The sequence below is a fragment of the Nocardiopsis sp. NPDC055551 genome (assembly GCF_053619415.1).
In genome coordinates this window covers 243,190-265,166 of the sequence record NZ_JBSHJJ010000009.1, presented here as the reverse complement: position 1 = coordinate 265,166, position 21,977 = coordinate 243,190, and the positions used below count along the sequence as shown (strand labels likewise).

The 21,977-nt window shown below is 69.3% G+C and carries 16 protein-coding genes and 1 riboswitch; of the genes, 11 read left to right on the top strand and 5 right to left on the bottom strand.

The genetic code is table 11. The annotated features are described in order from the left end of the window. Nucleotides 1-27: 27 nt before the first annotated feature. From ACWGSK_RS18130 to ACWGSK_RS18110, 5 genes are all read left to right on the top strand, one after another. The gene (locus tag ACWGSK_RS18130; RefSeq protein WP_452456310.1) at nt 28-711 is read left to right on the top strand and encodes a hypothetical protein; all 684 of its coding nucleotides are present in this window, start codon (nt 28-30) and stop codon (nt 709-711) included. 348 nt (nt 712-1,059) lie between these two features. Beyond that, entirely contained in the window at nt 1,060-1,908 is an 849-nt protein-coding gene (locus tag ACWGSK_RS18125) for a hypothetical protein (RefSeq protein ID WP_358514448.1), read from the top strand. Nucleotides 1,909-2,008: 100 nt separating this feature from the next. Next, the gene (locus ACWGSK_RS18120) at nt 2,009-2,665 is read left to right on the top strand and encodes a hypothetical protein (RefSeq protein WP_452456309.1); all 657 of its coding nucleotides are present in this window, start codon (nt 2,009-2,011) and stop codon (nt 2,663-2,665) included. Between the two features lie 55 nt (nt 2,666-2,720). Next, nucleotides 2,721-4,418 carry a serine/threonine-protein kinase gene (locus ACWGSK_RS18115; protein ID WP_452456308.1) on the top strand — a complete coding sequence of 566 codons (1,698 nt, stop codon included), beginning with the start codon at nt 2,721-2,723 and terminating at the stop codon, nt 4,416-4,418. Continuing rightward, a complete protein-coding gene (locus ACWGSK_RS18110; RefSeq protein WP_452456307.1) occupies nt 4,415-5,962 on the top strand; it encodes a serine/threonine-protein kinase in 1,548 nt (515 codons plus the stop codon). Before ACWGSK_RS18115 ends, ACWGSK_RS18110 begins: the two co-directional genes overlap by 4 nt. Here ACWGSK_RS18110 and ACWGSK_RS18105 read toward each other — a convergent pair. Beyond that, nucleotides 5,959-7,365 carry a short-chain fatty acyl-CoA regulator family protein gene (locus ACWGSK_RS18105; RefSeq protein ID WP_452456306.1) on the bottom strand — a complete coding sequence of 469 codons (1,407 nt, stop codon included), beginning with the start codon at nt 7,363-7,365 and terminating at the stop codon, nt 5,959-5,961. The genes ACWGSK_RS18110 and ACWGSK_RS18105 overlap by 4 nt on opposite strands. Before the next feature lie 1,159 nt (nt 7,366-8,524). Here ACWGSK_RS18105 and ACWGSK_RS18100 point away from each other — a divergent pair. The 6 genes from ACWGSK_RS18100 (at nt 8,525) to ACWGSK_RS18075 (ending at nt 17,019) form a co-directional block, all read left to right on the top strand. Continuing rightward, entirely contained in the window at nt 8,525-9,892 is a 1,368-nt protein-coding gene (locus tag ACWGSK_RS18100; protein ID WP_452456305.1) for a DUF222 domain-containing protein, read from the top strand. 1,070 nt (nt 9,893-10,962) lie between these two features. Beyond that, entirely contained in the window at nt 10,963-12,471 is a 1,509-nt protein-coding gene (locus ACWGSK_RS18095) for an MmgE/PrpD family protein (RefSeq protein ID WP_452456304.1), read from the top strand. Next, the gene (gene prpB / locus ACWGSK_RS18090; RefSeq protein WP_358507078.1) at nt 12,471-13,364 is read left to right on the top strand and encodes a methylisocitrate lyase; all 894 of its coding nucleotides are present in this window, start codon (nt 12,471-12,473) and stop codon (nt 13,362-13,364) included. Before ACWGSK_RS18095 ends, prpB begins: the two co-directional genes overlap by 1 nt. Nucleotides 13,365-13,379: 15 nt before the next feature. Next, entirely contained in the window at nt 13,380-14,516 is a 1,137-nt protein-coding gene (locus ACWGSK_RS18085) for a bifunctional 2-methylcitrate synthase/citrate synthase (protein ID WP_358507080.1), read from the top strand. A gap of 160 nt (nt 14,517-14,676) precedes the next feature. Continuing rightward, entirely contained in the window at nt 14,677-15,702 is a 1,026-nt protein-coding gene (locus ACWGSK_RS18080; protein WP_358507082.1) for a methyltransferase, read from the top strand. Between the two features lie 141 nt (nt 15,703-15,843). Next, nucleotides 15,844-17,019, top strand: a complete 1,176-nt coding sequence (locus ACWGSK_RS18075; RefSeq protein ID WP_452456303.1) for a beta-1,3-glucanase family protein — start codon at nt 15,844-15,846, stop codon at nt 17,017-17,019. A 74-nt stretch (nt 17,020-17,093) separates the two neighbouring features. Here the strand turns inward: ACWGSK_RS18075 and mmsB are convergent, their stop codons facing one another. The 4 genes from mmsB to ACWGSK_RS18055 form a co-directional block, all read right to left on the bottom strand. Then, entirely contained in the window at nt 17,094-18,011 is a 918-nt protein-coding gene (mmsB, locus tag ACWGSK_RS18070; protein WP_452456302.1) for a 3-hydroxyisobutyrate dehydrogenase, read from the bottom strand. Then, entirely contained in the window at nt 18,008-19,084 is a 1,077-nt protein-coding gene (locus ACWGSK_RS18065) for an enoyl-CoA hydratase/isomerase family protein (RefSeq protein ID WP_452456301.1), read from the bottom strand. Before ACWGSK_RS18065 ends, mmsB begins: the two co-directional genes overlap by 4 nt. Then, nucleotides 19,084-20,226: an acyl-CoA dehydrogenase family protein gene (locus ACWGSK_RS18060; RefSeq protein WP_452456300.1), complete on the bottom strand. Its 1,143-nt coding sequence runs from the start codon at nt 20,224-20,226 to the stop codon at nt 19,084-19,086. Before ACWGSK_RS18060 ends, ACWGSK_RS18065 begins: the two co-directional genes overlap by 1 nt. Next, entirely contained in the window at nt 20,223-21,722 is a 1,500-nt protein-coding gene (locus tag ACWGSK_RS18055) for a CoA-acylating methylmalonate-semialdehyde dehydrogenase (protein WP_358507091.1), read from the bottom strand. Before ACWGSK_RS18055 ends, ACWGSK_RS18060 begins: the two co-directional genes overlap by 4 nt. Beyond that, nucleotides 21,720-21,870: riboswitch (adenosylcobalamin (AdoCbl) riboswitch) on the bottom strand. It overlaps the preceding gene by 3 nt. Nucleotides 21,871-21,977: the final 107 nt, after the last annotated feature.

The window sequence follows — 21,977 nt, the reverse complement described above, 5'->3', positions numbered from 1 at the left end:
GAGGCCCCACGTCTCACGGAGACCAAGGTGCTCGATTCCGCTTATGTCAGGGCGTTCTGCCACACTTCGTGTATGCCCAATCCCCCTCAGCACCCACATGGGAACCCCGTACCACCCGCGCCTTTCGCCGGCCCTGGTCACCCGGGTGGCCCCTCAGAGGTACCGGCATCGGCGCAGAAGAAGACGTCCGTTGCACGCGACTACCGGTGGTCCATCGGCCTCACGATCGCCGCGGTACTGTTGTTCGTCCCAGCTCTCTCGTTCGGTCTGAATCCAGCGTTTCCCACACCGGACATCGAGGAGCGCATCAGCGGCACCGATCGCATCACCTTCGAAGTCATCGAGGGAGAAACCAGAGCCTGGGGCGTCTATTCCGACTCCGAAACAACCGTCCTCCCTTGCCGCGTCTTCCCTCCCGAAGAGGACTGGGAATACACCTATCCGGAGTGGGACAAGGCCTCCCACCTCACTTTCGGGGACTGGCGCGGCGAGGGCATCTTGGACACCCCGGAGCCAGGGACCTACACGCTGGCGTGCGTAGGCGACGACGAATACGCTCTCGGCGCCTCCGGGCCTTTGCGAATGGTCCATCCCATCTACAACATCCTCGCGATGGTCATTCTCGGTGTCGTGCCGTCCCTCACCTTCGCGGCGATAGTGGTCGCGGTGGTGACCACCGTGCGTCGCCGTTCCGCCGTCCGACAGTCCTGATCCGACCCAACCAGGTACCCCCATGTCGCAACCACTCGAACCGTCGCCTTCCCCCAATTCCGGAGAGGAACGGGGGTCGGTCCAGCCGTGACGCTCCTTTTGGAAACCACCGAGACCTCCGAGGCCCTCGCTCCGGCCCTGGCCGGCCCTCCTCCCGGGTCGCCGCCGCCGGCACCACCCACCGGACCACCCGGACCCCCTGATCCCCCCGGCCCTCCCGACCCTCCCGGTCCGCCGCCTCCTCTTCCGCCGGGCCCGCCACCCCGGCCGACTCCGCCGATCCCTCCGGAGCCGGACCCGAAGTCGATCCGTCCGAGTCGGCGCTGGTACTGGGTCGGGGGCTCCCTGATGCCCGCGGCGATCGTCTTCATGGTCGTGGTGCTGACCCTCACCGAGTGGTTCGAGGTGCCCGCTTGGGTGGGCGTGCTGACCGTCCTGGTGCTGGTCCTCGCCATCTTCGCCACGTTCGGCATCGTCCTTGGTGTGTTCATCACCAGGTCCACCCGTCTGGCGCGGCTGAACGCCGTGCGGAACCAGGCGATCATCGCCGCCGAGCAGGCGCGGTTCGGCTTCCGCCCCATGCCCGCGCCACCGCCGCGAGCACCCGCGACCCCGGCCAAGGACCGCCGTCCCCGACGCAGGTGGTTCTTCCTCGTCCCGCTCATCCCGCCCGCCTTCGTCGGCGTCGGATTGCTGCTCTTCCACCTGTTCGGCGGCGGGCTCCCAGGCCCCGACAAGACCCCCGAACTCGTCTCCGACGTGGTGGAGGGGAGCGGGTCCACCGAGTTCTACGTCCAGCCCGAGAACGTCGGAGAGCTCGGCCTGTACGCCTCCCCCTCGGAGCTCCACGTGGGGAACTGCGCCATCGACGGCCCCGAGTACCCCCGGATCACCGAACGCGAGGTCGGCCACAGCTGGGACGACTGGCGACTGGAGTACTCGGTGAACGTCCACACATCGGGCCTCTATACACTGACCTGCGACGGAGCACTCGAACAGTCGCACGTGATCGCGGAGACCCGAACCGCCCACGAAGCCGATCAGCGGGGCATGTTCCTGGCGTTGACCATCCTCGGGACCATTTTCCTCGGAGTCGTCGCGATGATCGCGACGTTCATCACCCTCGCGATCCGGCGGGCGACCTACACGGAGCGAATGGCGAGACGGGCACGCGGGGCGGCCGGCCGAAACGGTTGACCGGGTTCGTGCAACGAAGTCCGACCGGCGCGCGTCTCAACGAACAACCGCCGGCGGACCGCCCACCGGCACTTTCACACCCGGTCGAGGTAGAACTGCGATGAGTCAGCACCCGCCTTACGGTCACCCCGGCCCCCACGGCCGACCGAACATCCACGTCGACGCGCGCGAGGTCCGGCCCGGGAGGGGCTGGTTCGTCATCGGCGCCCTCGTCATCGTCGGCGGTATCGCGACCGCGATCGTGGGTTTCGTGCTCTCCCTGGTCTCCACGGTGAGCATCCCCGACTTCGAGGCCCGGGTGACCTCGGGTCAAGAAGGCTCCTTCACCGTGGCGGACCCCGGGTTCCAGCTCGGTCTGTACTCGTCCTCGGGCAGTGGCCGACAAGCGTGCGTCCTGCTGCTGCCCGACGGCGGCAGGGCCGACTTCGACAGCCCCGGGTACAGCCACAACGTCGACACCGGCGGCGAGAGCTGGTCCCTGGTGGGAACGTACGAGCTCAGCGAGGCGGGCGAGTACACCCTGTCCTGTTCCGACGACTCAACCACCACCGAGTTCGCGGTGACGAACAACGGGGACGGTGGCGTCGAGATCGTGCGAGGCGTGGGCTCGACCCTCCTGTGGGCGCTCGTCCCCTCCTTCCTGGGCCTGGTGCTCGGACTGACGATCATCATCACCACGGCGGTGCGGCGCGGCCGGTTCCAGCGTCGCCTGATCGCCGAACGACAGCAGCGGTACCACGGTCACGGGCCCCGCTAGGGCACACCCGCTCGCGCCGCGCACACCTTCGCATCCGCATCCCCCGGGAGTGCCCGTGACCGCCGACCTTCCGTCCTTTCCTCCCCTGAAGCCCCGCGATCCCGTCGAGATCGGCGGGTACCGGACCGTGGGTCGCCTCGGCGCCGGCGGCATGGGCGCCGTGTACGCCGCTCGGTCCCCCGCCGGTGAGTTGGTCGCCGTCAAGCTCGTCCACGGTGACCTGGCCATCGATCCCGAGTTCCGGGCGCGGTTCCGACGTGAGGCCGACCTGGTCGGTCGGGTCGTCGGCCCGTGCGTGCCGAGGTTCCTGGCCCAGGACACCGCCGCGGACCAACCCTGGTTGGCCACCGAGTACGTGTCGGGGCCGACCCTGCGTCAGCACGTCCGCGAACACGGTCCCCTCATGGGGACGTCCCTGCACGCCTTCGCGACCGGTGTCGCCGAGGCGTTGCGGGCCATCCACACCGCCGGGATCGTGCACCGCGACCTCAAACCGGGCAACGTCATCCTCGCGCCCGACGGACCCAAGGTGCTGGACTTCGGCATCGCCCGGGCCATCGACGAAACCGCCATCACCCGCACCGGTGGGCTGTTCGGCACACCGGGTTGGGTGGCCCCCGAACTCCTCAAGGGCGGCCCGCCATCGGTCGCCGCGGACGTCTTCGCGTGGGGTGGGTTGGTCGCCTACGCGGCCACCGGGCGTTCCCCCTTCGGGACGGGGTCGGCCGAGACGATGGCGGTGCGGGTACTGGACGGGAAACCGGACCTGGCGGGAATCCCGGACTCGCTGATGCCCTTGGTTCGGGCCGCGACCGGGGGTGATCCCGCCCGGCGGCCGACCGTGGAGCAGGCGCTCGCGGAGCTGCTCGGCGCGGACCGGGCCACGATCGTCGGTCCGGGACCGGAGGCCACCGAACTCGTCACCCGGGTGCTGCGGCAGGGGTGGGAGGCGCCGCCCCCGCCCACCGTGTTCACCGGGGATCCGGCCCCGCGCCGGCGTCCGAGACGGCGTCGGCCCCGGCTCCTGGTGGGGGCCGCCGTGTCCGCGCTGGTGTTGGTGGCGTCGGTCGCGTGGGTGGCGGGTGATCGGTTCGCACAGGAGCCGGTGGAGACGGACGTGGGGGCCGGTGGAGGGGCCGGTGGAGGATCCACCGAAGAAGTCGGCGACGGGGCCGGCGAACAGGTGGCGGTGGAGATCGCCTCGAACGGTCTGTTCATGGTGCACTCCGATCCCGACGGGACCCTCGACCTCACCCCCGGCTTCGACGGGGCCGGTTCCGCCCTGCCGAAGGGGGTGGATCGGGCGGAGTTCGTGGTGGCGAGCGTCGACGTCAACACCGTGTACGCCGACGTCCAAGAACAGAGCGGCATCCGGGTGTTCGGTGAACTGGAGTACCTGGCGGACGAGGGCGAGTTCACCCTGCGGGCCGGCGACTTCGTCCTCCTCGAAGTGGGCGACGAGTGGGCTCCGCTGCCGGATGACCCCACCGCCGACGGACGTCCCGCGCACACCGCCCCTGGTGAAGAAGTGGTCGCCACGGTCTCCGCGGACGCGCCGAACGCGGAGTTCGCGGTGGACTTCGCCGACGCCCCGCAGAGCGGGCTGCTGACCTACCTGCCGGCCGCGAACGTCGTCGGCGGTGCGGCCGAGGTGGCCGGTGTCTACACCTGCTACATGAACTGGCACCCCTATCCCCCGGTCGACATGACCGATGTGGAGTACGTGCCCTGTCCCGCGGAGCGACCCGAATGAGCGGCCACACGACCACGGGTTTCTCCCCGTTGCGCCCCGACGACCCGGATACCGTCGGCGGCATGCGCGTCGTCGGGCGGATCGGTACCGGCGGCATGGGCACCGTCTACGCCGGGATCGGGCGGCGGGGCCGGTACACGGCGATCAAGGTCATCCGCGAGGAACTGACCGAGGACCCCGGACTGCGCGAACGGTTCACCCGGGAGATCCGACTGCTCGGGCAGGTCGAGAGTCGGTGCGTACCGGCGCTGCTCGGGTCCGGTCGGGACGGCGGCGTGCCGTGGCTGGTCACCGAGTTCGTGCCCGGGTTGTCGCTCTCCGCCCATGTGCGAGAACACGGACCGCTGCCGCCGAACCTACTGCGCGGGTTGGCCGGTGGTGTGGCGGAGGCCCTGGTCGCCGCGCACACCGCGGGGATCGTGCACCGCGACCTCAAACCGGGCAACGTCATCCTGGCACCCGATGGGCCCAAGGTGCTGGACTTCGGCATCGCACGGGCCATCGACGAGACGGCCCTGACCCGTACCGGTGGGCTCGTGGGCACACCCGGATGGATCGCCCCGGAGGTGCTTCGGGGAGCGGCGGCCACGCCCGCCGCCGACCTGTTCGGTTGGGGTGCCTTGATGGCCTTCGCCGCGACCGGCCGGCCGCCCTTCGGCGCGGGTTCCACCGATTCCCTGGCACACCGGGTCCTGGACCGAGCGCCCGACCTGGCGGGTGTCCCGGAGGCGCTGTGGCCCCTGGTGACGGCCGCCCTGGGCAAGGACCCGGCGCGCAGGCCCACGGCGGCGTGGCTCGCGGCGACACTGACCGGCCACCCGGGTGGGGATGGGCTTTCGGACGCGGTGGGCGCGCTGCTGGACCGGGAATGGGTGGGGGTGGCCGCCGAGCCGCCGGCTCCCCCCACGGGTGGAGGTCGAAAGGTCTTACCGGCCGTGGGCGCGGCCGTGCTCGTGCTCGGCGTGGCGGGCGGTGGGCTCCTGGCCGCCCGAGCGCTCACCGATGAGGGAAGCGAAGTCGCGGCGGGGAACGAGGCCGCAGAAGGGACCGAGGCCGTGGAAGGGACCGAGGGCGGCGGCGAGGAGGCGTCCGAGGAACCCGAGTGGGACCCGCCCGCGCCGACCCCCTTCGGCGCCAACGCGGAGTGGGAGGCCCAGACGTTCGTCTCCCCCGACGGGTACACGACCTTCCAGGCGACACCGGACCGGTTCGAGACACTCACCTATGTGTCGGTGACCTCGGTGGAGGACGTCGCCGAGGGAGTCCGGTTCTCGGTGCGCGTGCTCAACCTGGTGGAGGGGCACGACGTTCCCTCGATGCTCACCGTCACCACTCCGCAGGCTCCACTCGCGCCGCTGGAGTCACCCGGGCCGGTGGGGATCGGCGACGAACTCGACCTGACCTTCCCCGACGCACCCGACCAGGGACAACTCACCTTCTCCGACGCCGACCACGTTCCCGGGGTGTCCGGATTCCCGCCGATCAGCCTCTGCTACGACGCCTCGGCCGGCGCCCTATCGCCCGACGCGCGGGACTGCGCCTAGGGTTCGGCGACCGGATACGGGGAGACGGTGCCGGCGTTCTCGTTGACCAGCAGCGCCCGGCCCGCCGGCGGGAAGGCCCGCTGTGGGCAGGCGGGGCGTTCGCAGACCTTGCAGCCCAGGCCGATCGGGGTGGCGGCCGATGGGTCCTCCAGGTTCAGGCCGGTGGAATAGACGAGACGGTGGGCGTGGCGCAGCTCGCAGCCCAGGCCCACCGCGAAGGTCTTGCCGGGTGCGCCGTAACCGCCATAACCCCGGGTGACGGTACGCGCGACCCAGAAGTAGGTGCGTCCGTCGGGCATCTGCGCGATCTGCCTCTGGATGACACCCGGGGCGGAGAACGCGGCGTAGACGTTCCACAACGGGCACGTGCCGCCCGAGCGGGAGAAGTGGAAGCCGGTGGCGGACTGACGCTTGGACATGTTGCCGGCGCGGTCCACCCGGACGAACGAGAACGGGACGCCCTTCAGGCCGGGGCGCTGCAACGTGGACAGGCGGTGGCAGACCGTCTCGAAGCCCACCCCGAACCGGTCGGCGAGCAGCTCGACGTCGTAGCGTTCCTGTTCGGCGGTCATCCGAAAGTCCCTGTAGGGCAGGATGAACGCGCCCGCGAAGTAGTTGGCCAGCCCGATCCGTGCCAGCCGGACCGCCTGTTCGGTGGTGAGTTCCTCGCCGCGGGCGAGTTCGTCCAACAGGTCGCCGTGCTCCAGGAAGGCGAGCTGGGTGCCGAGCTGGAAGGCCCGCTGGCCGGGGCGCAGGTGCCCCGCCAGTGACAACACGCGTCGTTCGGGGTCGAACGTCCGGTTCTTGGACGATTGATCGACGGTCTCCACCCTGACCCCGTACCGTTCGGCCAGGAGCCGGGTGAGGACCAGGTGCGCTTTGCCCGGTTCGGCGCCTTCCCGGTGGGCCAGGTCCTCGGCGAGCTCGTCCAGTTCGCCGATGTAGTTGTGGCGTTCGTAGAAGAAGTCCCGGACCTGTTCGTAGGCCATGGGAGCCACGGATGTGGCGCCCCCGTCCCTGCCCTCCGCCAGCGCGGCGGCCTGACCGGCGACGTCCCGGTAGCGACGGTGCAGATCCACGAGGGCTCGGGCGACCGAGGGCATGGCGGAGGCGAGTTCGTCGAGTTCCTCCGTGCCCACCTGGTCCCCGGTGGGCACGTCGGTGAGGGCTTCGCGGAGTTCGGCGATCAGACGCGAGGTGTCGCCGGTCGCGAAAAAGCTCGGGTCCACCCCGAAGGCTTCGGTGATGCGGAGGAGGACGGGCACGCTGAGCGGACGCTGGTTGTGCTCCATCTGGTTGAGGTAACCGGCGGAGATGCCCAGCTCACGGGCGAGTTCGGCCTGTTTGAGCGAGTGTTCCTGCCGCAACCTGCGCAGCCGCGGCCCCGCGAAGACCTTGCGCACGGCGATCGCCCCCTTCCATCCCCGCCAGACTAACCCGAAGGTGTCTCACCAGGTGTTAGCAGGCTTAGCTGGAACGAGAGGAAGCCTTAGCCGAACTCAGCAGGGAGTGGAATCGAGTTATCCACAGGCGAGTGGGAGTGGGATAGCGGTTGGTGGGCGGATTGGTGTCTTCTTGTATTGGGGGAGCCTTTGGTTCCGCCGGCTCCGTGCTGCCTGAAGGTGGGGTCAAAGGAGGGGGTGGGGAGGGGGAGGAGGGGAGGTGGGAGATGGGAGGTGGGAGATGGGAGGTGGGGTTCAGGTGGCTAATGCTGCGGGAGAAAGCTTCCGAGAGACCTACGTTGCTTGCGTGAGTGCATGGGGCGCCGGAGATCTCTGGTCTTTGAATTGTTGGGCGTTACTCGGGTGGCTGGTGGAGCGCCTGGAGTGGGGAGTCTTGGGGTTGTAGGGCGTTGTGTGGGGCGGGTTGGTGGGGCGCCTCGGGTCGAGGTCCTACCGGTTGTTGGGCGGGGCGGGGGTGGGTTGGTGGGGCGCCTCGGGTCGAGGTCCTACCGGTTGTTGGGCGGGGCGGGGGTGGGTTCTCCCTCCTTCCCCGCCGCGTGATTGTTGCCGCCCGCACCGTACGCGTCAAGGCAATGTTGAGTGCTGTAGCGATCGGGCTGGTGGCCTTGACCCGTACGGCACGGGCGGCGGTTTGGCGGCTATCGGGGAAGGGGGGAGAGTGGTTGAGGTCCCAACGGCCCCGGGCTTCGCCCGGTCCGGCCGTAGCCGGCCGGATTCCTTCCCCCGTCTGGCTTTCTCGTGGGGCGCGTCGCCACTACGTGACCGGCCCGGTCACGAAGAGCCCGCTACAGGCCAGGCACGGGGCCGGGCGCGTCCCCGCGGTAGCCGGCACCGGCGCCCCTTTGGCGATGATCTTGCTCCTAGCGCCCATTTGGGCGCCCAACATGGCGCTACGGACAAGATCGTTTCCATTCAGAGCCCCTTCCCTCGAATTCGCCAGGAGTATCTCCGCGATAGACGGATCCGACCATAGCGAAAAGGGGTTGCGGGTAACCCGGAACGGGGGTCCTCGTATGGTAGGCATGCCGGTCCAAGAGTTCGGTTAATATACCCACCGGTAAGCCTGCCATTTTCTGGGGTGTTCGCATATAATCAGAGTATGATCTTTCCTCCCCACACTCCGCGCCCGACCGGGAACACCCCGGTCGATAAGGCGATGGCGGGTGCGCGGGAGATGGCGGTGGAATTCTCCGGACGGGATATCCCGTTCGGGTGTGAAGCCGATGTGCTCGCCCAGTTCGGCCGGATCAACCAGGAAACAGACCGCATCCGCTACGGGATGCTGCCCGCCCTGGCCCGCATGGAGACCACCGGCGCCCTGTTGGAAGAGGGTGGCCAGCGCAGCATCCAAGCGTGGATCACCCACCAGTGGGGCACCTCCCCGGCCGAGGCCAAGAGCTTTGCCACCCTCGCCCGAGCCCTACACCGGCAGCAGCTGCCCCTGGTGGAAGAAGCCTTCCAGAACAAGGTCTTGTCGTTGGGTGAAGCGTGCGCCATCGCGACCTCCACCGAAAAAGCCACCACCGAGTGGGCCAAGGTCCTCGAAACGGCGGATGAGGAATTCCGTGCCCAGCGCCCTTCGGTGGAGGGGTTTCGGGCCCGGTTGGAATTCGGGCTGATCGGCTTCAAGGCCGAGTGCCCGCAGGCTTCGGTGCGCCAACTGCGGGACGCGACGAAATGGTTCGTCGCCCGTCTGGACCCCGACAAAGCCGACCGGGACTACGACGAAACGTTCGAGAACCGGGGCGCCCAATTCTCACCCACGTTCGAGTCCGGGTTTTTGCTGCGGATGTGGGGGCCTGGGGCCGACCACGAGCTCATCCAGGCCGCCCTAGAGGCCTACGCCGAACCGTACGGGCCCGAGAACGCCGCTACCCCGAAGCATCAGCGCACCTATGACGCGATGATGCGCATCTTCGAGACCGCCCTGACCCACCGGGGTTGCTCCAGCCTGAGCCGCCAACCGTTGGCCACGTTGAACATCACCGTCCCCCTCAAACGCTTCCTCGGAGACGGCACCGCAGAGCCGGCGGTGACCGAGGACGGTGTGGTCATCCCCGACCAGATGGTGGCCCGCCTGACCCCGCAGAGTTGGCTGCGCCGGTTCGTGACCGACGCCCAGGGTCGGACCCTGTTGGATGTGGGGCGCAAGCAGCGGTGCGCCCCGGACCCGGTCCGCCAAGCGGCCGGGTTCAAGAAGCCCTACTGCGAGTGGCACCAGGGCTGCGACATGCCGCGTAGCTGGTCGCAGTACGACCACATCGTCCCCTTCTCCCACGGCGGAGCCACCAGCGCCGAGAACATGCAGGTGCTCTGCTCGACCCATAACCGGCTCAAGCACCGGTTGCAGGCCAAGGTGAACCGGCAGATCTGGGAACACCACCACGCCCAGAACCACCAAGAAGCGGGAAAGGACAGCGGGTCCGGGGATGGGGAAGGCGAGCCAGCCCCAGCCACCGCCCCCTAACCACCACCCGCTTCTACCAGGTGGAACACCACCCCGACGAGATCACCCCCGGTTGGGTGTCAGACCCCAAGGGCCCTGTGTCCTGTGGGGATATCGGCATGTCCCCACCCTGAACCCCCGCCCGGAGTCATATCCCGGGGCCGGAGTGGCTCCCGTTGGGGGTCTCGGCGCCACTGCCACCATAGGTACCGGCCCACCGGCACCATCAACCCCGTGTTGTCTCTTCATCATGATGATCTTGTCCGTAGCGCCATGTTGGGCGCCCAACATGGCGCTACGAGCAAGATCATCAGGGAGAGAGCTTCACCAGAGCCGGCTACCGCGGGGACGCGGCCCGCCACCCGTCCCACCTGTAGCGGGCACTTCGTTACCCCACCGGTCACGTAGTGGCGACGCGCTCAACGAGGACACCAGAGGGAAGGGAAGGGATCCGGCCGGCCACGGCCGGAGTGGGCCGAAGGGCCCGCAGGGCCGTTGGGACCTCAACCACTCTCCCCCCTTCCCCGATAGCCGCCAAACCGCCGCCCGCACCGCACGGGTCAAGGCCACCAGCCCGATCGCTACAGCACACACCATCGCCTTGACGCGTGCGGTGCGGGCGGCAACAATCACGCGGCGGGGAAGGAGGGAGAACCCACCCCCACCCCGCCAGGCCACCCGCAGGATCACTAGCCGAGGCGCCCCACCAACACACCCGAACAACGCCCGACAACCCCAAGACTCCCCCACCCCAGGCGCCCCATCCCTCCACCCCCACCCCACACCCGTCACTCACCCTCAACATCACTTGCCCACCCACCACCCACCCGCCCACCCGCCCACCCGCCCACCCGCGACACCCAAACTCGAAAACACTCGTTCCACAGGAACATCGGGACTCGCGGATTCTGCTGGCTTAGCGGTCTCTGCACACCCTGCACGCCCTACACACCCCGCACGCTCTGCGAACTTGGCGAACTTAGCGGAATCACCCTTCTCCCTTAGCCGAACTCAGCAGCTTTAGGGCCTTCCACCTGCCCTTTCACCCATGCCAATCTCGGCTGCACAACAACCGCGTCGAGGGGATGAACATGGTGCAGCACCACGTCCGGGTCCACCGGAGCTCCGAGGGGCCCGCCAAGGAGGATCAGCTGGCCCACCGGATCGCGTCCGTGGCGACCGACCCGGTCAAGGTCGAACCCGCCGTGGTGGAGATGGTCGGTAACCGGATCATCGACAACGCCGCCGTGGCCGCGGCCTCCCTGCGCCGACGCCCCGTCCGCAGCGCGCGGGCGCAGGCCACCCGGCATCCGCTGGACCCGGGTGCCTCGATCATGGGCACCCCGACCTCCACCCGGGTCTCACCGGAGTGGGCGGCCTGGGCGAACGGGGTCGCGGTTCGCGAACTGGACTTCCACGACACGTTCCTGGCCGCCGACTACTCGCACCCCGGCGACAACATCCCGCCGATCCTGGCCGTGGCCCAGCACCTGGGCAAGGACGGCCGCTCCCTGGTCCGGGGCATCGCCACCGGCTACGAGATCCAGGTGGCGCTGGTCAAGGGCATCTGCCTGCACGAGCACAAGATCGACCACATCGCCCACCTGGGCCCGTCGGCCGCCGCGGGCATCGGCACGCTGCTGGAACTGGACACCGAGATCGTCTATCAGGCGGTCCAGCAGGCCCTGCACGTCACCACCACCACGCGTCAGTCCCGCAAGGGCGAGATCTCCAGTTGGAAGGCCTACGCGCCCGCGTTCGCCGGGAAGATGGCCGTGGAGTCCGTGGACCGGGCGATGCGCGGAGAGGGCGCTCCCTCACCCGCGTACGAGGGCGAGGACGGCTTCATCGCCTACCTGCTCGGCGGTCCCGACATCGAGTACGTCGTGGAACTTCCCGCTCCGGGCGAGGCCAAGCGCGGCATCCTGGAGACCTACACCAAGGAGCACTCCGCCGAGTACCAGAGCCAGGCCCTCATCGACCTGGCCCGCCGGCTCGGCCCGAGGGTCGGCGACACCTCGAAGGTCCGCGCGGTCACCATCCACACCAGCCACCACACGCACTATGTGATCGGCACCGGCTCGGGCGACCCGCAGAAGATGGACCCGCGGGCGAGTCGGGAGACCCTCGACCACTCCATTCCCTACATCTTCGCCGTGGCCTTGCAGGACGGCGAATGGCACCACGAGCGCTCCTACGCCCCCGAGCGGGCGCAGCGCCCCGACACCGTCGAGCTGTGGCACAAGATCTCCACGGTCGAGGACCCGGAGTGGACCGAGCGTTACCACGCCACCGACCCGAGCAAGAAGGCCTTCGGCGGCCGGGTGGTCGTGGAGATGGCGGACGGAACCGTCATCGAGGACGAGATCGCCATGGCCGACGCCCACCCGCTGGGCGCCCGTCCCTTCACCCGCCCGGACTACGTCGCCAAGTTCCGCGCGTTGGCGGACGGCGTGGTCTCCCTTGAGGAACAGGATCGTTTCCTGGGGCTGGTGGAGCGACTCCCCGAGCTCACCGCCGAGGAGGTCCGTCAGTTGTCCTTCACCGAGGACGCGGCCACCGTTCCGCGCGACCTGCCGACCTCGAAGGGGATCTTCTGATGTTGAACGCCACCGCCACACCGAACGCCAAGCGCCGCCGCCTGCGCGAGGACTTGGCCTCGGGCCGGTTGCTTCGGGTCCCCGGTGCGATGAACCCGCTCACCGCGGTCCTCGTCCAGGAGCTCGGCTTCGACGCCACGTACGTGTCGGGCGCGGTGATCGCCGCCGACCTGGCCCTGCCCGACATCGGCCTGACCACCCTGTCCGAGGTCGCCGGTCGCGGGCACCAGATCGCCCGGGTCACCGACCTGCCCACGATCATCGACGCCGACACCGGTTTCGGTGAGCCGATGAACGCGGCTCGCACCGTCCAGTCCCTGGAGGACGCGGGGATCGCCGGCTGCCATCTGGAAGACCAGGTCAACCCCAAGCGCTGCGGCCATCTAGACGGCAAGACCGTCACCGATACCGACACCATGGTCCGTCGGATCCGCGCCGCCGTCAGCGCCCGTCGCGACGGGGACTTCGTGATCTGCGCCCGCACCGACGCCGCGGGGGTGGAGGGCTTGGACGCCGCCATCGAACGCGCCAAGGCCTACGTGGACGCGGGCGCCGACATGGTCTTCCCCGAGGCGATGCGCGGGCCGGCCGACTTCGAGGCGTTCCGCAAGGCCGTGGACGTTCCGCTGCTGGCCAACATGACCGAGTTCGGCAAGAGCGAGCTGCTCACCGCCGAACAGCTCGAATCGCTCGGGTTGAACCTGGTGATCTATCCGGTCACGACGTTGCGTCTGGCCATGGGCGCCGTCGAGGACGGGCTGCGCACCATCCGCGACGAGGGTACCCAGGCGGGTCTCGTCGACCGGATGCAGACCCGCAAGCGCCTCTACGAGCTGCTCGACTACCCCTCCTACAACGCCTTCGACGGCGACGTCTTCAACTTCACGATCTGAACGGATGTGGTGAGCATGACCGACACGGCGATTCGCAAGGGACTGGCCGGGGTGGTGGTCGACACCACCGAGATCTCCATGGTCGACGAGGCCTCCAACTCGTTGACCTATCGGGGGTACCCGGTGCAGGATCTGGCCGACTCGTGCACCTTCGAGGAGGTCGCCCACCTGCTCTGGTACGGGGAGCTGCCCACGGCCGGGCAGCTGCGCGAGTTCACCGCGCGTGAGCGCGCCAACCGCGCCCTGGACCGGCACACGCTGGAGCTGCTGCGGAAGCTGCCCGAGACCGCGCACCCCATGGACGTGCTGCGCACCGCCATCAGCTACCTGGGCGCGGACGACCCCACGGAGGACGACGGCTCGGTCGCCGCCAACCGGGTCAAGGCCGAGACGATGCTGGCCAAGCTGCCCACGGTCGTGGCCGCCGACCATCGACGACGCCGGGGTCTGGAGCCGATCCAGCCGGATGCGGGGCTGGGCTACGCGGAGAACTTCTTCCACATGTGCTTCGGGAAGGTGCCCGAGGCCGAGGTGGTGCGCTGCTTCGAGGTCTCGATGATCCTCTACGCCGAGCACAGCTTCAACGCCTCCACGTTCACCGCCCGGGTGGTGACGTCGACGCTGTCGGACATCTACAGTTCGGTGACGGCGGCGATCGGCGCGTTGAAGGGGTCCCTGCACGGGGGTGCCAACGAGGCCGTCATGCACATGCTCGACGAGATCGGTTCCGCGGACCGCGCCGCCGACTGGCTCGACACCGCCTTGGCCGAGAAGCGCAAGATCATGGGTTTCGGGCACCGCGTGTACAAGCACGGGGATTCCCGGGTTCCCACCATGCGCGACGCACTGGACAAGATGGCCGCGCTCAAGGGTGCCGACGAGCTCATGGAGCTGTACGAGGCCCTGGAGAAGGCGATGGTGGAACGCAAGGGCATCCATCCGAACCTGGACTATCCGGCGGGCCCGGCCTACCACCTGATGGGCTTCGAGGTCCCGACCTTCACGCCGCTGTTCGTGATGGCCCGGATCACCGGGTGGACGGCGCACGTCCTGGAGCAACAGGCGGCGAACGCGCTCATCCGTCCGCTGAGCAGCTACACGGGTCGTGATCGCCGCCCGGTGCCGCTGCCCGCGCGGCGTCTCGCCGGCTGACCGACGGTGTGTGCGGGGTCGCGTACCGGGTCTCCAGGGGGGACCGTCGGGATCACGAGTATTGACCGGAAACGGTCACCCTTCGCCGGTAGTCCGCCACGGGCCGGGGCCGCCGGATAGCCTCCCCGGAGAGTCGCAGCGGCATCACGAGGAGGTACCGATGGGTGAGGGACGAGAGGGCACCGAGGCGGCGCGGGAGGCGGCCGGGCGGCTCTGGGACCTGGCCAGTCCGGTGACTCCGATGGCGATCCGGGCCGTGGCCACGCTGCGGGTCGCCGACCACCTGGCCGAGGGACCCCGCACCGCGGAGGAGCTCGGCGTGAAGGTGGGCGCCGATCCGGACGGTCTGGACCGGGTACTGCGGTACCTGGCCCGGCGGGGGCTGTTCGACCTGAAGGGCGACCGTTTCGCCCTCACCGAGGTGGGCTCGGCCCTGCGCGCGGACCACCCGTACTCGCGGCTCGGCTGGTTCGCGGGGGACGGCGCGCACGGACGGGCCGACGAGTGTCTGTCCGAGCTGGCCGAAGCACTGCGCACGGGCAGGAGCGCCTACTCACTGCACTTCGAGGGGTCGGACTTCTGGTCCGACCTGTCCGCCGATCCGGCGCGGTCCCGCTCCTTCGACGAGCTGATGGGGACCCGCATGGTGGAGAAGGCCCACACCCTGGCCGGCATGTTCGAGTGGAACGCCTTGGACCATCTGGTGGACGTCGGTGGTGGGGACGGCACCCTGCTGCGCACCCTGATGGAGCGTTTCCCTCGCCCTCGCGGGACCGTCCTGGACCTGGCCGGCCCTGCCGAGGCCGCCCGCGCGAACTTCCGTGCGGCCGGTCTGGACGGGCGGGCCGACGCGGTCCAGGGCAGCTTCTTCGATCCCCTGCCCGAGGGCGGGGACGCCTACCTGCTGTGCTGGATCCTGCACGACTGGGACGACGCTTCGGCCGTGCGGATCCTGCGCCGCTGCGCGGAGGTGACGGGGGCGGACGGTCGGGTCCTGGTCGCCGAGTACACGGGCGGGGACGAGGTGAGCGAACTCGACCTTCGTATGCTCGCCTACTTCAACGGCCGGGAGCGGGACACCTCGGCACTGGTGCACCTCGCTGAACAGGCGGGACTCGGTCTCGCGGGGAACCATGTCTCAGAAGGCGTCTCCTTGTTGGAGTTCACGAGGCGCCTGCCAACGTGATCTACGTCACACACCACCCTCGTCACCATTGGTAACGCGCACACCACCCGAACGACCGCACTCCACCCATTGACGCGCACTCGCCTCCCCTGGCTCCATGGGTCCACCTCTTCAACCCGCTACTGAGGAGAAGTACGACTCATGATCAATCGCAGGCTCTTCCTGGGCGGGGCGTCGATCGCCGCCGCCACTCCCCTGCTGAGCACCGTCGGCTGCGCCGGACAGCCCCAGGCGGCCAGACCGGTCAACAACGCCTCCAATGTGGGAGCGCTCCCGGTCAGCGTGACCAACAACAGCGGTCGATACGGAGACGACGAGGTCCTCCTGTACATCGTCGGCACAGACCTGACGACCGACCAGCACTGCTGGGTCGACTCCTCCGGCACGCCCCACCCCGTCAGCCTCGACGACAACACCGACGACGGCTTCACGGACTACTCGATCCCCCTGGGCGCCCTCCCCGCCGACATGACGCTCCCGTACATGTCCGGCCGGATCTACCTGGCCCTGGGCGGCAAGCTCGGCATCCGCATCGTGGAGGACGGCAACGGAAACCCCGCCCTCCAACTGCCCGCCGGCTGGGTCGAGGAGGACGACTCCTTCGACGTCCTGCACGACACCGTGGAGTTCACCCACAACGAGGACGGGATGTTCTGCAACACCTCGATGGTGGACCAGTTCAGCGTGCCGATCGGCATCCGTCTGACCGGTGACGACGACCAGAGCACCGGGTTCCTCCTGCCCGGTGGTCGCGACGCGATCTTCGAGACGCTCGCCGCCGACCCGGAATTCTCCCCGCTGGTCTTCGAGGACCGCATCATCGCTCCGGGGCACGGTCTGGACAGCGGTCACTTCCCGACCGATTACTTCGATCCCTACATCGACCAGGTGTGGTCGCACTACGCGGGCACGGACCTGAGCGTGACCACCAACGCCGGCACCTTCACCGGGCGGGTGGAGGGCGACGAGCTGCTGTTCGACGGCGGGGTCTCGCCCATCGCCAGGCCCAGCACCCGGGACGTGCTGTTCTGCGACGGCGCCCTGGCCGCCCCCAACGACGGGATCACCGGACCGGTCGCCGCCATCGTCGGTGCCGCGCTCAACCGTTCCACCCTGCTGGACTCCGCCCAGCAGCCCACGAACGACCCGGCCGAGTTCTACCTGAACGAGATCGCCAACCACTACGCCGCCGTCTTCCACGAGCACACCGAGGACGGCAAGGCGTACGGGTTCGCCTTCGACGACGTGGAGGACTTCGCGTCCTACGTCCAAGATCACGGAGCCACCGGCCTGGAGATCACCCTCACCCCGTTCTGACCAGGGACGGAACGGAAAGGAGAGGCGTCCCGCCACCCACGTCGAGTCCACGTGGGCGGCGGGGCGCCTTTCGCCTATGTCTCCGGCCGCGACCGTTCGCGCACGGTCTCCACGATGGCGGAGAAGTCCCTCGGCTCACCGTCCAAGGCGTCGGCGAAGGCACGATAGACCTCGGCGGCCCGACCGCCGATCCGCGCGTCCACCCCGGTCTGTTCCAACGCGCTCATGGCCAGCCCCAGGTCCTTGGCCATGAGCGTGGCCGCGAACCCCGGCTCGTAGTCGTTGTTGGCCGGACTGGTGGGCACCGGACCGGGAACCGGACAGTAGGTGGTCAGCGACCAGCACTGTCCGGACGCGGTGGACATGACGTCGTACAACGCCTGGTGGGTCAGGCCCAGACGTTCCCCCAGCACGAACGCCTCGCTCACCGCGAGCATGGACGCGCCCAGGACCATGTTGTTGCAGATCTTCGCGGCCTGGCCGCCACCGGGGCCGCCGCAGTGCACGACCCGCCCGGCCATCGCCGACAGCAACGGTTCGGCACCGGGCAGGTCCTCCGCCTCGGCCCCCACCATGAACGTGAGGGTCCCGGCCTCGGCACCGGACACGCCCCCGGAGACGGGGGCGTCCACGGCCCGATGCCCCGCCTCGACGGCGGCCGCGTTGGCCGCACGGGCGTCGGCGACGTCCACCGTGGAGCAGTCCACGAAGAGCGTGCCGGGGCGGGCGGCGGCCAGCAGCCCACCGTCGGCCCCTTCGGTGCCTCGGTAGGCGTCGAGCAGGTGGCGCCCGCCCGGCAGCATCGTGATGACCACGTCGACCCTGGACACCGCCTCGGCGGCCGATGAGGCGACCCGGACCCCGCTCCGCTCGGCACGGGTCAGGGCGTCGGGGACCAGGTCGAACCCGATCACCTCGTGCCCGGCGGCCACCAGGTTGGCGGCCATCGGGCCGCCCATGTTGCCCAGTCCCACGAAGGCGACGGCGCTCATACGCGGCCTCCGGGGTCCTTCAGACCGAGTGGACCGTCCGGCGCGGGCGCGAACGCCGACTCGACGACGGCCGCGTCGACCTCCGCCAGAGTGGCCGGGGACCACTTCGGCGAACGGTCCTTGTCGATGACCTGCGCCCGGATGCCCTCCACCAGGTCCGGCCAGGTCAGCGTGGCGCAGGAGACCCGGTACTCCTGTTCCAGGACCTCCTCCAGCGAGCCCAGGGCCCGGGCGCGGCGCAGCGCGGACAGGGTGGTCTTCACCGAGGTCGGCGACTTGCCCTCGATGGTGTCGGCCGCCTTGGCCGCCTCAGGGTCCCCGTGGGCGCGCAGCCGTTCGACGATCTCCTCGGCGGTGTCGGCGGAGTAGCAGGAGTCGATCCACGAGCGGCGGTCGGCGAGGGTGCCCGCCGGGGCGATCTCCGCGAACCGACCCACCGCCTCGGTGACCGCGCTCTGTGAGTCCGGGCCGGCGAGCGTGGCGGTCAGCTCGGGCAGCCGTTCGGAGGGCACGAAGTGGTCGGCCAGGCCGACGTACAGGGCGTCGGCGGCCCCGATCGGCGTGCCGGTCAGCGCCAGGTGGGTACCGGTCTCCCCCGGCGCCCGCGACAACAGGAAGGTGCCGCCCACGTCCGGGACGAACCCGATGGTGGTCTCCGGCATGCCCACCTTGGAGCGCTCGGTGACCACACGGACTCCGCCATGCGCGGACACCCCGACACCGCCGCCCATGACGACGCCGTCCATGAAGGCGACGTAGGGCTTGGTGTAGTGGGCGATGTGGGCGTTGAGGTGGTACTCGTCCCGCCAGAAGCGGGCGGCTCCGTCGTCGCCGTCGATGGCGCTGGAGCGGATGGCGCGGATGTCGCCGCCCGCGCACAGGCCGCGGTCGCCGGCGCCGTCGACGAGCACCACGGAGACGGACTCGTCCTTCTCCCAGGAGTCGAGTGTGTCGGCGAGCGTCCGGACCATGTCGTGGTCGAGGGCGTTGATGGCGCGTGGCCGGTTGAGGGTGGCGTGGGCCAGCCCCTTGTCGACGCGCAGGAGCACCGTGTCTTCAATGGCGTTGGACATCAGGCGGCCCCGGTCAGTCCGCGAGCGATGATCAGGCTCATGATCTCGTTGGTTCCTTCCAGGATTCGGTGCACCCTCAGGTCGCGCACGATCTTCTCAATTCCGTATTCGGCGAGGTAGCCGTACCCCCCGTGCAATTGGAGGGCGTGGTCGGCGACGGTGTAGCCGGCCTCCGTGGCGAACCGCTTGGCCATGGCGCACAGGTGCGCGGCGTCGGCGTCACCGGCGTCCAGAGCCGCGGCGGCCCGCCACAGCAGGGAGCGCGCGGCCTCCAGTTCGGTGGCCATCTCCGCCAACCGGAAACGCAGCGCCTGGGCGTTGATGAGGGGGACCCCGAAGGCCTCACGGTCACCCAGATAGGACACGGTGTCCTCCAGGGCTCGCCGGGCGCCGCCCAGTGAGCAGGCGGCGATGCCGAGACGGCCGCCGTTGAGGCCGTTCATGGCGATACGGAACCCGTCGCCCTCCGCGCCCAACCTCCGGTCGGCGGGCAGGCGAACCCCGTCCAAGAGGACCTGTCGGGTGGGTTGGGCGTTCCAGCCCATCTTCGCCTCGTCGGCCCCGAAGGACAGCCCGGGGTCGTCGCGGTGCACGATGAACGCGGAGACGCCGGTGGCCCCGTTGCCGCCGGTGCGGGCCATGACCACGTACACCTCGGAGGCGCCCGCCCCGGAGATGAACTGTTTGGTGCCGGACAGAACGTAGTGGTCGCCGTCGCGGACCGCCCGGGTGGTGAGGGACGCGGCGTCGGAACCGGCTTCGGGTTCGGTCAGGCAGTAGCTGCCCAGGGCCTGCATGGTGCACAGGTTCGGCAGCCACCGGACGCGCTGGGCGTCGTCGCCGTAGCGGTCGATCATCCAGGCGACCATGTTGTGGATCGACAGGTACCCGGCCACGGACGGACAGCCGGTGGCCAGCGCCTCGAAGGCGAGGACACCGTCCATCCTGGTCAAGCCGGTGCCCCCGAACTCCTCGGAGACGTAGAGACCGCCCATACCGAGTTCGGCGGCCTTGCGGAGCACGTCGACGGGAAAGTGCCTGGCCTGGTCCCACTCGACGGCGTGCGGTGCGAGGTGTTCGTCGGCGAACGCGCGGGCGGTCTCGGTGAGGGCGCGCTGTTCGTCGGTGAGGGCGGCGTTCATCGCACGACCGGAATCGTGAACTCCGCGCCCTCCTTGACCCCGGAGGGCCAACGCGAGGTGACCGTCTTGGTCCGGGTGTAGAAACGGATCGAGTCCGGTCCGTGCTGGTTGAGGTCGCCGAAGCCGGACCGCTTCCAGCCACCGAAGGTGTGGTAGGCGATCGGCACCGGGATGGGCACGTTCACGCCGACCATTCCGGTGTTCACCCGGTGCGAGAAGTCACGAGCGGTGTCCCCGTCACGGGTGAAGATGGCGACTCCGTTGCCGTACTCGTGTTCGCTGGGCAGACGCAGGGCCTCCTCGTAGTCGGCGGCGCGCACCACCGACAGCACGGGTCCGAAGATCTCCTCCTGGTGGATCCGCATGTCGGGGGTGACCCGGTCGAACAGCGACGGACCGGCGAAGAAGCCCTCCTCGTGGCCGGGCACGGTGTGGCCGCGACCGTCCACGACCAGGTCGGCACCCTCCTCCACGCCCAACGCGACGTATTCGTCGACCCGTTGGAGGGCTTCCCGCGAGACCAACGGGCCGAAGTCCGCGTCGGGGTCGTCGGAGGCACCCACCCGGAGCCCCGCGATGCGGTCCTTGAGCTTGGCGACCAGCGCGTCGGCGGTCTCCTCACCCACCGGGACCGCGACGGAGATCGCCATGCAGCGTTCACCGGCCGACCCGTATCCGGCTCCGATCAGGGCATCCGTGACCTGGTCCAGGTCGGCGTCGGGCATGACGATCATGTGGTTCTTGGCGCCGCCGAAGCACTGGGCGCGCTTACCGTGGGCGGTGGCCGTGGAGTACACGTATTGCGCGATGGGGGTGGAGCCCACGAACCCGACGGCGGCGATCCGCGGGTCGGTGAGCAGGGTGTCCACGGCCTCCTTGCCACCGTTGACCACGTTGAACACACCCGGGGGCAGCCCGGCCTCGACGAACAGTTCCGCCAACATCAACGGCACGGAGGGGTCGCGCTCGGACGGTTTGAGCACGAAGGCGTTACCGCAGGCCAGCGCGGGCGCGGCCTTCCACAGCGGGATCATGGCGGGGAAGTTGAACGGGGTGATGCCCGCGACCACGCCCAGGGGTTGGCGCAGGGAGTGCACGTCGATGCCGGTGCCGGCGTTGTCGGTGAACTCGCCCTTGGACAGGTGCGGAATGCCGGCGGCGAACTCCACCACTTCCAGGCCCCGTTGCAGGTCACCGTGGGCGTCGGCGATGGTCTTGCCGTGTTCGGCGGACAGGGCCTTGGCGATGTTCGCCCGCTCGTCCTCGACCAGTTGCAGGAAGCGGAGCAGGACCCGGGCCCTGCGCTGCGGGCTCCAGGAACCCCATTCGACCTGTGCCCGCTCGGCGTCGGTGATGATCTGCTCGGTCTCGGTCCGGTCCGCGAGCGGCACCCGCGCCTGGACCCTTCCGGTGTTGGGATCGTAGACGTCGCCGAAGACGCCCGACCGGCCGTGGACCTTCTCGCCCTGCACGAAATGCGTCAGCTCGCTGACCATACGTGTTCGCTCCATCCTCGTGGATCACACGGTTCCTTGGCCGCGGGCGGTGACCTGACTTCCGAGGAGTTCCCCCGGTCACAGTGGCGGGACCGCGCCGGACTCGCACCGGCTTCCCCGCTCCGCGGTGGGGCCACCATATAGTTGGACGTCCTAATAAATCCAGACCCCTCGACCCGGTACTTGGTGTCACCCCACTCGCGCCCGGTAGGCTCTGCGACTTGTGACCGCCAAGGACGACACCCCCGCCGGCAG